Source organism: Ideonella sp., from assembly GCF_035254525.1.
Lineage (GTDB): Bacteria > Pseudomonadota > Gammaproteobacteria > Burkholderiales > Burkholderiaceae_C > Ideonella.
In genome coordinates, this window is record NZ_DATFAN010000071.1 from 1 (window position 1) to 12,407 (window position 12,407).

The window sequence follows — 12,407 nt, forward strand, 5'->3', positions numbered from 1 at the left end:
GTGCTGGGCCGGGATCACCTCGTCGTCGCTGCCGTGGAAGAAGTGCAGCGTCGTGTGCCGCAGCGCGCGCTCGGGCAGCGTGCCGTAGCGCCCGGCGAAGGCCAGCACCCGGCCGGCCAGCCCGTCTTCGGCCTGGGCCAGTTCGAGGGCACAGATCGCGCCCTGCGAAAAACCCACCAGCGCGGTCGCCGCCGGGCCGACCCCGGTCGATTGCTGCGCGCCGCGCACGAAGGCCGCCAGGCGCGGCAGCACGGCAAGGGCGCGGCCGGCGCGGTTCATGTCGTCGATGCCCTGCAGCGAAAACCATTGCCGGCCACCGAGCAGGCCCAGCGGGTCGCCGTCGAAGGGCTCGAAGCCGTCCGGCGCGAGCACGGCCGCCTGCGGAAACGCGCGCCGCAGCGCCTCGGCCAGCGGCACCATGCCGGCCGAGCTGTCGCCCACGCCGTGAAGCACCAGCATCAGCTGCTCGGGCCGGCCTTGCGCCGGCAGCCATTGAAGAACCTGGGGGTCGGACGCCATGGGCGGATTGTCGCGCGGCGGCTCGGATCAGGCCAACCGCGGTCATACGCGCCCGCCCCGGCCGCGGATGCAGCCCACCCAGCGCCGCGCGGGGTTTGTTCACGCGGCTGCATCCGCTGCGTCCGGGCGGCGCGTAAGCAGGGTCACGCCAGCGCCACCGCGCCGGCGCCGCCCTCACCCCTTCAGGAGACATCGCATGAACCGCACTGCCCTGCTCACGCGGCTGGCCCCGCTCGCCGCCGCCGCGGCGCTGGCCGCCATCGCCACACCGGGCTTCGCCTCCAGCCACCGCGAAGCGCCCTTCATCACCACCAGCCCCAAGGTCGACGGCACCGACTTCTACCTGTTCCGCAGCTACGAGACCGGCCGCTCGAACTACGTGACGCTGATCGCCAACTACCAGCCGCTGCAGGACGCGTACGGCGGTCCGAACTACTTCAACATGGATCAGAACGCGCTGTACGAGATCCACATCGACAACAACGGCGATGCGAAGGAGGACCTCACCTTCCAGTTCCGCTTCACCAACACGCTGGCCAACGGCGGCAAGGGCATCGAGCTGCCCGCGGGCAAGAAGAGCGTCGCGATCCCGCTGATCCAGGCCGGCCCGGTGGCCAACGTCAACGACGCGAACCTCAACGTCGCGCAGACCTTCGGCGTGATCATGATGAAGGGCGACCGCCGCAAGGGCGAGCCCTGGACGATCACCAACGCCGACACCGGCTCGGCCGTGTTCGACAAGCCGGTCGACAACATCGGCACCAAGACGATCGCCGACTATGCGGGCTACGCGGCCAAGCACACCTACAACATCAACATCCCCGGTTGCGCCGCGCCGGGCAAGATGTTCGTCGGCCAGCGGGCCGAGGGTTTCGCGGTCAACCTCGGCGTGATCTTCGACCTGGTCAACGCGCCGATCGAGGTGATCACCGACCCGACGAAGATCGGCCTGTTTCCCAACACCATCGGCGACGCCAACGTCACGACCATGGCGCTGGAGATCCCGATCAGCTGCCTGACGCAGGGCAGCGAGCCGGTCATCGGCGGCTGGACCACCGCCAGCGTGCGCCAGACCCACAACATCGACGCCACGCCGCGCTCGGGTCTGAACAAGGTCGACAGGAGCACCGGTGACTGGGTGCAGGTGTCGCGCCTGGGCATGCCGCTGGTCAACGAGGTCGTCATCGGCCTGAAGGACAAGGACAAGTTCAACGCCTCCAAGCCCGAGGCCGACGGCCAGTTCCTGACCTACGTGAGCCACCCCACCCTGCCCAAGCTGCTCGAGATCGCCCTGCCCCTGCCCAACAGCGCGCCGACCAACTACCCTCGCACCGACCTGACGACGACCTTCCTGACCGGCCTGCCCGGCGTGAACCAGCCGGCGAACGTGGTGGCCTCGGAAATGCTGCGCCTGAACACCAGCATCCCGCCGGTGCCGTTCGCGCAGCAGAACCGGCTCGGCGTGCTCGGCAACATCCTGGCCGGCGGCAACGACCTGGCGGGCTACCCCAACGGCCGCCGCCCCAAGGACGACGTGGTCGACATCTCGCTGGTCGCGATGATGGGCGGTCTGTGCATGGCCAACGGCAACGGCAACGCGCTGGGCCTGGGCACGAAGTGCAAGCCCAAGGCCGTGCCGCTGGGCACCACCGCCTACAACCTGCACGACGCCGTCGACCAGGCCGTGACGCCCTTCCTGCCGGGCTTCCCGTACCTCAACACGCCGACCCCTGGCGCGCAGTAGCTGGTGCCCCCGGCTGCGGGGTACCGCAGCCTGCCCCCCCTGCCAAGGCCCACACCATGCTGTCTCCCCTGCCTGCCCTGGCCGTGATGGCCATCATGATCTGGCCATCGGCCGCAAGCGCCACCCCTCGCGCGCCAACCGACGACCATGAGGTCATCGAACGCCTGCCGTCACGCCTGCCGGGTGCCGGGCCACGCCGGGTGTCCGTGGCCGTGCCGTCGGCCGTGGCCGACCTGCATCGTTCGTTGACGCTCGCGCGCCAGTCGATCGAGCAGGCTCGGCGCAGTGGCGACCCGCGCGACTGGGGCCGGGCGCAGGCGGCGCTGGCGCGGTGGTGGGCCGACCCGCAGGCACCGGCACCGGTGCGGCTGTTGCGCGCCACCATCCGCCAGGGCCAGCACGACTTTGCCGGGGCGCTGGCCGACCTGGATAGGCTGCTCGCCGAGCCGGCAATCGGTCTGCGCGCCCAGGCCGAGCTGACCCGTGCGTCGATCCACCAGGTGCAGGGCCGCTACGCCGAAGCGCGCGAAGGTTGCGAGCACCTGGCCGGCGCGGGCTATGCCGCACTCGGCATGGCGGTGCAGGTGCCGGCCCGCGCCTGCCTGGCCGAGCTGGGCCAGTTGCAGGGCCGGCTGAACGAGCGGCGGGCCGACGCGGCGCTCGCCGCGCTGGGCGGGAGTGACGACGCGTGGCTTGCGCTGCTGCGCGCCGAGCTCGCGGCGCGCAGCGGCCGGGCCCGCGCCGGGGCGCTGTTCGCTGCGGCGACCGCCGGTGACGCGCCCAGCCTCTACGCGCTGGCCGCCCGGGCCGACTGGCTGCTCGAGCGGCACCGCCCGGCCGAGGCCGAGCGGCTGCTGCGAGGCTACGAGGGGGCGGACGCGCTGCTGCTGCGCCGTGCGATCGCGCTGCGGCAGTTGGCAGCCGGCTCACCGAAGGCGAATGCCGAACTCGAGCCGCTGCAGGCCCGGCTGCAGGCGAGCTTCGATGCCGCGCTGGCCCGCGGCGACCGCAGCCATGCGCGCGAACAGGCGCTCTTCGCCCTGGAACTGCAGGGCGACCCCGACGCGTCCTTGGCGCTGGCCGAGACGAACTGGGCCTGGCAGCGCGAGCCAGCCGATGCCCTGCTGCTGCTGCGCGCCGCCGAGGCCGCCGGCCGCCCCGAAGCCGGCGAGCCGGTGCGCCGCTGGGCGCGCGAGCAGGGCTTCAGTGACGCACGCTGGCCACCGCGGATCACCCCCAAGCGCGCGAGCCGCCGCTCGGGAGACCCCTCATGAGATCCGGCCGCCTCACCCTCACAGCCGTGGCCGCGCTGGCCGGGCTGTGGCTGGCCCCGGAGCCGGCACGCGCCCATGCGCCGAGCAATGCGACGCTGAACCTCAGCGCCGAGGGCCCCGTCGTTCAACAGCGCTGGGACATCGCCTTGCGGGATCTCGACCGCGTGCTGCCGCTGGATGCCGACGACGACGGCCAGATCACCTGGGGCGAGTTGCGCGGGGCCTGGCCGCAGATCGAGACGCTGGTCGACGCCACCCTGCGCCTGGCCGCAGCCGACGGCAGCGCCTGCACGCCGGGCGCCCTCGCCGCGCCGCGCATCGACACCCATGCCGACGGCACCTACGCGGTGCTCGAACGGCGGTGGCAGTGCGCGGCCGACGCCGGCGCCGGCGGCCTGCGCGTGGACTACCGGCTGTTTGCCGACAGCGACGCCTCGCACCGCGGCCTGCTGCAATGGCGTGCCGGCGCGCGGGCCGCAGCGACCACGGCGGTGCTGGCGCCCGGCGCGGGCCCGGTGCTGATGGCCGGCGCAGGCGCCGCGGCCCCGGCCGCCACGCCGGCCGCCGGATTCGCCGGTTTCGTCGCCGAAGGCGTGCACCACATCCTGATCGGCACCGACCATGTGCTGTTCCTGCTGGCGCTGATGCTCCCGGCGGTCGTGGGCCCCGCCGCCGATGCGGCCGCAAGGCGCTGGACCGAGGCGCTGGTGCAGGTCGCCAAGGTCGTCACCGCCTTCACGGTGGCGCACTCGATCACGCTGGCGCTCGCGACGCTGGGTTATGCGGACCCGCCCACGCGCCTCGTTGAATCGCTGATCGCCGCCAGCGTGGTGTTGGCGGCGATCGACAACCTGAAGCGTTTCCTCCCTGGCGTTCGTTGGCCACCTGGGGCACCCGGCGCCGGAGTGCCGGCGCCACCCGCCAAGCGGGTGAGCTGCCGCTTCGGAGCGGCCGAGCGCTGGCTACCTGGGGCACCCGGCGCCGGAGTACCGGCGCCACCCGCCAAGCGGGTGAGCTGCCGCTTCGGAGCGGCCGAGCGCTGGCAGCTCGCCTTCACCTTCGGCCTCGTCCACGGCTTCGGGTTTGCCGGCGCGCTGAAGGAGCTGGGGCTCGATCCAGCGGCGCTGGCGCGATCGCTCGTGGGCTTCAACCTCGGCGTCGAGCTGGGGCAGCTCGGCATCGTGGCGCTGGCGCTGCCACTGGCCTGGTGGGCACGCGAGACGCGGTTCTACCGCCGCGTGGTGCTGGGCGGCGGCTCGGCGGCGATCGCGCTGGTCGCGGCGCTGTGGTTCACCGAGCGGGCCTTCGATGTTGCGCTGATCACGACATGAGGCCCCCACGCCCCCTCCTGGGGCCTGCCCCCCGAGGGGGCTCGCGCAGCGGACCGGCGAAGCCGGATCCGCGCACGCCACCTGATGGGCGGCGACTCCTTCGGAGCGCCTTTCTAGCGAAAGTCCCGGCTGTTGATCTTCAGCGCGCGTTGATCCGGCGGCACGTCGTCACCCAGCGTCTGCAGCAAGGCGCTGTGGTCGACCAGCCGCTTGGCCACCAGGTGCCGCACCTCGCCCTGGCGCTGCCAGATGCCGTAGACGGTGAGCAGGCGCGAGGCCAGCAGCGCGCTGCGTTGCGCCTCGGCCACCTGCGGCCAGACGATCACGTTGACCGGGCCGGTCTCGTCCTCCAGCGTCACGAAGATCACGCCCTTGGCGGTCTGCGGCCGCTGGCGGTGGGTGACCAGGCCGCTGGCACGAGCGAGCTGACCGTCGCGAAAGCCCTGCAGCTCGGCCGAGGTGCGCACGCGGAACTCGGCCAGGCGCAGGCGCAGCAGCGCCAGCGGGTGGGCGGCGAGCGACAGCCCGGTGCGGCGGTAGTCGGCCAGCAGCGCGGCGCCGGCGCTCGGCGCCTCGAGCCGCGGCGGCTCGGGCTCGCAGGTGCGGGTGGCGCGCAGCACCGCGGCCTGGTGGGCCAGGCGGGTCTCGACGCCGGCCACCGCCCAGGCCGCCTCGCGCCGGTGGCCGGCCAGCGCGGCCAGCGCATCGGCATCGGCCAGCAGGCGCAGCGCGTGGGCATCGAGCCCGGCGCGGCGGGCCAGGTCTTCGACGCCGGTGAACGGGGCCTCGGCGCGCGCGGCGACGATGCGCTCGGCCGCGTCTTCGCGAAAGCCGGCGAGGCGGTTGAAACCCAGGCGCACCGGGCGAAGCGTGTGCGGTGGCGGGGCGTGGGGGTGGATGGGCGGCCGCTCTTGCGGCGCCGCCGGCGCCTCATCCTCGCCGACGCCCGTGCCCTGCTGCGCTTCCAACGTCGAATCCCACACGCTGCAGGTCACGTCGATCGGCCGCACGACCACGCCGTGCGCGCGCGCATCGCGCACCAGCTGCGCCGGCGCGTAGAAGCCCATCGGCTGGCTGTTCAGCAGCCCGACGAGGAAGGCGTCGGGGTGGTGGCGCTTGATCCACGCGCTCACGTAGACCAGCAGCGCGAAGCTGGCCGCGTGGCTCTCCGGGAAACCGTATTCGCCGAAACCCTCGATCTGGTGGAAGATCGATTCGGCGTACTCACGCGGGTAGCCTTTCTCGACCATGCGGCCGACCAGGCGCTGCTCGAAGGGGCCGAGGCCGCCCTTGCGCTTCCAGGCCGCCATCGCGCGGCGCAGCTGGTCGGCCTCGCCGGGCGTGAAATCAGCCGCCAGGATCGCCAGCTGCATCACCTGCTCCTGGAAGATCGGCACGCCCAGCGTGCGCTCGAGCGCACGCTCGACCTCGGCACTCGGGTAGACCACCGGCTCGATGCCGCTGCGGCGCTTGAGGTAGGGGTGGACCATGCCGCCCTGGATGGGCCCGGGGCGCACGATCGCGACCTCGATCACCAGGTCGTAGAACTTCCTGGGCTGCAAGCGCGGCAGCATGCTGAGCTGGGCCCGGCTCTCGACCTGGAACACGCCGATCGCATCGGCCGTGCAGAGCATGCCGTAGACGGCGGGATCCTCCTTCGGCAGGTCGTCCATCTCGAGGCGGCGGCCGGGTGATCGGGACAGGCTGGCGATCGCCGGGTCGCCCTTGTGCTGCACCCAGGCCAGCGCGCGGCGGATGGCGCTGAGCATGCCGAGCGCGAGGATGTCGACCTTGAGCAGCTTCAAGGTGTCCAGGTCGTCCTTGTCCCACTGGATGACGGTGCGGTCCTCCATCGCCGCGTTCTCCACCGGCACCAGCTCGGACACGTCGTCGCGCGCGATGACGAAACCGCCGGGGTGCTGGCTCAGGTGGCGCGGAAAGCCGCGCAGCTGGGCGGCCAGCTCGGCCCACAGGCGGACCAGCGGTGCGTCGGGGTCGAAGCCGTGCTCGCGAAAACGAGCCCCCAGGTCCGGGCGGAGCCCGGCCCGCCCCCCGAGGGGGTTCGGAGAACTCGGGAGCGGCCCATCGTTCCCCGAGCTTTCAGGGTCGAAGCGGCCGGGGTGGTCGTCCCACCAGGGCTGCTGCTTGGTCACGGCCTCGACGCGGTCGAGGTCGAAGCCCAGCGCGCGGCCCACGTCGCGCAGCGCCGAGCGGCCGCGGTAGCTGATGACCACACCGGTCAACGCCGCGCGATGGCGGCCGTACTTGCGGTAGATGTACTGGATGACCTCTTCGCGGCGCTGGTGCTCGAAATCGATGTCGATGTCGGGCGGCTCGTTGCGCTCGGCGCTGATGAAGCGCTCGAACAGCAGGTTGCCGAGATCGGGGTCCACTTCGGTGACGTGCAGCGCATAGCAGACGACCGAGTTGGCCGCGCTGCCACGGCCCTGGCACAAGATGCCCTGGGATCGGGCCCAGCAGACGACATCCGCCACCGTCAGGAAGTAAGGCTCGTAGCGCAGCCGGGCGATCAACGCCAGCTCGTGCTCGACCTGCCGGCGCACATGGGCCGGCTCGGGGCGGCCCTTGTCACCGTAGCGCTGCTGCAGGCCCTGCTCGGTCAGCGCGCGCAGCCAGGTGGCCGGCGTGTGGCCCTCGGGCACGATCTCGCGCGGGTACTCGTAGGCCAGCTCGCCGAGCGAGAAGCCGCAGCGCGACGCCCACTCGGCCGAGGCCGCGAGCCAGGCCGGCTCGTACAGCTCGGCCAGGCGCTGGCGCGAGCGCAGGTGCGCCTCGCCGTTCGACTCCAGCCGCGCGCCGGCCACGGCCACCGTGCAGCGGTGGCGCGTGGCCGCGAGCACGTCCTGCAGGGGCTTGCGCGAACGGCTGTGCATCAGCACGTCGCCGGTGGCAACGATGGGCAGCCCGCTCAGCGCGGCCACACGCCGGGCGATGGCGATACGCTCCTCGTCGAAGCGGCGGTGGCGCAGGGCCAGCGCGAGGCCGCAACGGTCGGCACCGAACCAGGTCTTGAGCCAGGTCGCCTGCGCGAACAAGGTGTCGAAGCGCGGCGGCAGCACGGTGCCATCGGCCTCGACCGGGCCATCGACCACCAGCAGGGCCAGGCAGCCGCCCAGGCCCGCCAGCCCCGGCGCGCTCGGCACCTTGCCCTCGAGGTCGCCGGCATAGGCCAGGTACTCCCCCTTGGGCGCGCGCCGCCGCGCCACGGTGATCCACTGCGACAGGTTGCGATAGCCGCGCCGGCTCTCGGCCAGCAGCACCAGCCGCGCGCCGTCGCCCGAGGGGCGGTGGGGGTGCAGCAACGGTGGGGCAGCCCGAGACGCCAAGGCGCACGCCGATACCGATGCGGCCGGTGGCACGGGTACGGGCGCCAGCCGCATCTCGGCGCCGATGATCAGCCGGAAGGAGGGCTCCTGCTGTTCCTTCGCCAGTTCGAGCACGGCTTCGTACGCCCGCACCACCCCAGCGAGGGAACATTCGTCGGTCAACGCGAGCGCGCGGTAGCCGCGTGCGTGGGCACGCCGCACCAGCTCGCCCGGCTGCGAGGCACCGGTCAGGAAGCTGAAATTGCTGCGGCAGTGAAGCTCGGCGTAGTCGGGCAAACCGGCACGCGCGCCCGGGGCGCTGCGGCGGGCGCCACCCGGGCGGCGATCATCGCGAGCATCGTCGTCGTCGCCATCGTCATCTTCGCTGTTGCTGTCGTCGTCGTCATCGTCGGGTGACATGGCCAAGACTCGTCGTCGTCGTCATCATCATCAGTGGCATCGGCTTCATCGTCACGGGCCTCGTTGTCAACGCAGGGAAGACCGGTCAGCGCACCATAGGCCGCCGGCGGCTCACCTGCGCCCAGGCTGCGCCCTGTCGGCCGCGCCTCGGGGGTGAACTCGGACACCAGGTCGTCCAGCGGGCTGCGCACCCCACTGCTGCCCAGCCGCAGCACGTGGGTGTAGATCATCGTGGTGCTGACATCCGAATGGCCGAGCAGCTCCTGCACGGTGCGGATGTCCACCCCGGCCTGCAACAGATGGGTGGCGAACGAATGGCGCAGCGTGTGCGGCGTGGCCGGCTTGGCGATGCGCGCCTCGAGCAGCGCACGCTTGAAGGCACGCTGGAACGCCTGGTCCTGCACATGGTGGCGGCGGCGCTCGCCACCTGCCCGCGGGTCGCGCGAAACGCTGCTCTGCGGAAAGGCCCAGAACCAGGGCCAGGACTCGGCCGCCCGTGCGTACTTTCGTGCCAGCGCATGCGGCAAGTGAACACCGGCCACGCCCGCTTCGCGGTCGGCGCGATGCAATTCCCCCGCGACGCGCAACTGGGCCCTCAGCGGCCCCTCCAGCGCGGCGGGCAGCATCACGACACGATCCTTGCCGCCCTTGCCATCGCGCACGATGATGACCCGCCGCGCGAAATCCACATCCTTCACCCGCAGCCGCAAACCTTCGAGCAGCCGCATGCCCGTGCCGTAGAGCAGGCGCCCGACGAGGCGATGCTCCTCCGGCAAGGCAGCGAGCAGGCGCGACACCTCGGCATGCGTCAACACCACCGGCAACCGCACCTGCCGCTTGGGCCGGCCCAGCTCGGCCATCCAGGGCAGATCCTTGTAGCCCAGCACGTTCTGGTAGAGGAACAGCAAGGCCGACAGCGCCTGCTTGTGGGTCGACGCCGACACCTGCCGCTCGGCAGCCAGCCAGGTCAGAAACGACTCGATCTCGGCCTGGCCCAGCTCACGCGGATGTTGCAAGCCATGAAAGCGGATGAAGGCCCGCACCCAATGCACATAAGCCTCCTCGGTGCGCAGACTGTAGTGGCGATAGCGGATGTGCTCGCGCAGTTGGTCGAGCAGGCGCAGGGTCGGCGGCGGCACGGGCCCGCCGCCTGCAAGCGTAGAGGTCATGGTGACAGGCGGATGATGACCAGCCATGGCTGTATTTATATACAGTATCGCGCTAGGATTTCATCATGGCAAGCCACCCCAGACGCCCCACCTTCCCACCCCGGCCGCCGCCGCATGCAGCCTCGCATCCAGCGCCATCCAACGCCGGCTCCAGGCGAGAACGCCAGGAGAACCACCGTCATCGCGACGACGGTGCATCCGGTGCCGGCCAACCGCCGGCAGCCGCCTTCGTCGTCGACACTGCGCAGGTCATCAAGCGAATGAAGCCCGGCCAACCCGGCACCCGCGCACTGCAGCGGCGGTATGGCCCCGCGCTGGTCTGCGTGCGCTACCGCGAAAGCGACACGGGCCAAACGCGCTTCACGACCGTCGAACTCGTCATCGACCAGCGCCCCGCCCGCCGCCAACCACTGGTGCGCGTCAACATCCGCTATGACGACAGCACCACCCGCCGCCAAGCCATCGCGCTGGGCGCCGAGTGGGACGAAGTCCAGAAGACCTGGCGCATGCCCCGCCGCGCCGCCATCCAGCTCGGCCTCATCCGCAACCGGCGCAAGGCGTCAGAATAACTACCTATGCACACGCCTCCAAAGCCTTCATACCCATCCCTGGATATGAACATCCAGGAATGGAGATGGGGCATGATGTCTAAAACACGTTAGGCGTCAAACATGGCCACCCCGCATCTGATAGACCTGAATCACCGCGAGATTCGCTCTGCTGAGCAGCTCGTCGAGTGGGCAGTCATCGCGTTCCGATTCGGCGATGCCAAGCCGGCGCCCCTCGCGCTGGAGCGGTTCATTGGTGCAATCTACGAGCACCTTCTGAAGCATCGCCTGGCATTCAAGGTCCAGGAGCTGCACGTTTCCGAAGCCGCGCCAGCCGTTCTAGAACTGCTAGGTGGTCCAAACGGTTGGAGGCAGGTTCTCGGCTTCCATCTCTATCGCGATTCCGACAACAGCTCTGCCTATGTCTTCTTCAACCAAGCGAGCTAAGGCCGGGCGGTCAAGCCGTCCCTGTCGGGCTGTCGTTCACGGACCGACGCCTAACCCCTCCGTCAAGGGGACGTCTTGCGGCAAGCCGCAAGCCGCCCCTTACGTCGAACGTTAGCCCGCAGCTGAAGCATCTGTCCGTGTCCGCTTGGTGCGCTGCTCCATCCGTGGCAGTTCCGCTTGGAGCCGATACACGCGCTGGTCAACCTTGGCGCAATAGGTTTCGTTCGAGCTACGGTTGTCGCGTCGAACCAGCCGTGGTCAATTCAGCGCTCTCGTTGCCGGGTGCCTCAATGAGGCGGCAAGTGACCAAGGCCAGGGCATCTCGCCTCGTCCAGGTGCCGGCCAGTTTCCTGCCAAGGTCCGCGCGTCATCGCTGCCACCGTAGTCACGGCGAGCAACGGGTGGCAAACTCCACTCATGGGCGGCTCAGTGAGAGCGCAGCGGGCTAACCCCTCCGTCAAGGGGACGTCTTGCGGCAAGCCGCAAGCCGCCCCTTACCTCGAACGTTAGGCCTCACACAAACGCTCAGGTCCAGCATGCCGTCCGCGCGCTCGCTATCCGCAACGGGTCTACTCGCACTCGCATTCGCCCTTCCGGGCCACGCGAAGGTGTCTCACTCGTTGTTGTTGTGTCTTGCACCAAAGGGGGGCTGGCTTACACCGATGACGCAAGAGAAGTTGCAGAGGCTGGCTGCCTCGGTTGCTGTAACCTCCCGGACGTATGGCCCACCCGAAACTTCAATATCAACTTCAGTCGGACTGAAACAAGACAGAATCCGAACGGCTGGTTCGGCAAGATCTGGAGTACGCGGTAGTTCATCACCTACGCTCCTTGAACGTAGAGTTGGGCCGCCATGAGCTCTTTCGATCGTCCGCTTCCGCGTCTCCGAAGGACTTTGGCTGCAAGTCAAACGAAGTCGCCGTAGAGATCGAAGTCCTCTTCAAGCACCCTCTGTACTGAGATGCCAGTCCAGCTTCTCTTTGCCAATAACAAAGGTGCGGCCTAACCCCTCCGTCAAGGGGACGTCTTGCGGCAAGCCGCAAGCCGCCCCTTACGTCGAACGTTAGGCCTCTTTTGGGAGGGGAGGAGCCATGTCCACAAAGCGCTTCCACAAAGCCTGGCCCGTCACGCTCCTAGTCATCGTCGCCCTGCTAACCCCGATAGCCGTGTACGTGTGGACCTTCGGGACCGAATTGAGCCACGACCACTCACGCTGGTCTGAGATGGGCTCAGCCATGTCAGGGATCTATACGCCCATTCTTACTCTCCTGACACTCGCTGTTCTGGTAGCCCAAGTACAGCTTCAGGCGAGTATGAACCGCCACACGTTCGACCAGAGCTTCGTTCAAGAGTCGAGAGATCGGATCAGCTTCTCTCTTCAACAACTGGCCGCCGAGCTGTCACGAGAGTTCGATGACGGGTCGGAAATCAAGACGATGCTCATTGGAGCGTTCGCCTACGCGAACGCCGACACATTGGGCCAGCCAAAGGTCGTCGAGATCGCGCAAGCGCTCAATCGGCGCCACCACCGATTGTTCGCGCTTTGGTCTGAGTTCTATTCGGCCATGGCGGGTCTACGCGCCCATGACTATCACCCGTACAGTACTGCCTTTACGGCAATGAAGCAGC

Annotated in this window: 8 protein-coding genes and 1 pseudogene; 6 read left to right on the forward strand and 3 right to left on the reverse strand. The window is 69.7% G+C overall.

The window, feature by feature from the left end:
• A partial coding sequence (ypfH, locus tag VJ693_RS06950) for an esterase (RefSeq protein WP_324152788.1) occupies positions 1-519 on the reverse strand: 519 nt, incomplete at its 3' end.
• 196 nt (positions 520-715) lie between these two features.
• Here ypfH and VJ693_RS06955 point away from each other — a divergent pair.
• From VJ693_RS06955 to VJ693_RS06965, 3 genes are read left to right on the forward strand one after another with little or no spacing between them, the layout of a single operon-like run.
• Positions 716-2,263, forward strand: coding sequence for a DUF4331 domain-containing protein (locus VJ693_RS06955; RefSeq protein ID WP_324152789.1), 1,548 nt, complete (start codon positions 716-718; stop codon positions 2,261-2,263).
• Between the two features lie 56 nt (positions 2,264-2,319).
• Complete coding sequence (locus VJ693_RS06960; protein ID WP_324152790.1) at positions 2,320-3,537, forward strand: hypothetical protein; 1,218 nt, start codon at positions 2,320-2,322, stop codon at positions 3,535-3,537.
• Positions 3,534-4,868: a HupE/UreJ family protein gene (locus tag VJ693_RS06965; RefSeq protein WP_324152791.1), complete on the forward strand. Its 1,335-nt coding sequence runs from the start codon at positions 3,534-3,536 to the stop codon at positions 4,866-4,868. Before VJ693_RS06960 ends, VJ693_RS06965 begins: the two co-directional genes overlap by 4 nt.
• Positions 4,869-4,981: 113 nt before the next feature.
• Here VJ693_RS06965 and VJ693_RS06970 read toward each other — a convergent pair whose 3' ends face one another.
• Both VJ693_RS06970 and VJ693_RS06975 read right to left on the reverse strand, forming a co-directional pair.
• The gene (locus VJ693_RS06970) at positions 4,982-8,614 is read right to left on the reverse strand and encodes an error-prone DNA polymerase (RefSeq protein ID WP_324152792.1); all 3,633 of its coding nucleotides are present in this window, start codon (positions 8,612-8,614) and stop codon (positions 4,982-4,984) included.
• Between the two features lie 167 nt (positions 8,615-8,781).
• Positions 8,782-9,783, reverse strand: a pseudogene (locus tag VJ693_RS06975) (integron integrase); the annotation flags it as partial.
• A 260-nt stretch (positions 9,784-10,043) separates the two neighbouring features.
• On the opposite strand from VJ693_RS06975, the gene VJ693_RS06980 reads away from it, so the two are divergent.
• The 3 genes from VJ693_RS06980 to VJ693_RS06990 form a co-directional block, all read left to right on the forward strand.
• Positions 10,044-10,352: a hypothetical protein gene (locus VJ693_RS06980; protein WP_324152793.1), complete on the forward strand. Its 309-nt coding sequence runs from the start codon at positions 10,044-10,046 to the stop codon at positions 10,350-10,352.
• Positions 10,353-10,454: 102 nt separating this feature from the next.
• On the forward strand, positions 10,455-10,778 hold the full coding sequence (locus VJ693_RS06985) for a hypothetical protein (protein WP_324152794.1): 324 nt from the start codon (positions 10,455-10,457) through the stop codon (positions 10,776-10,778).
• 1,091 nt (positions 10,779-11,869) lie between these two features.
• On the forward strand, positions 11,870-12,407 hold a 538-nt coding region (locus VJ693_RS06990; protein WP_324152795.1), incomplete at its 3' end, for a hypothetical protein.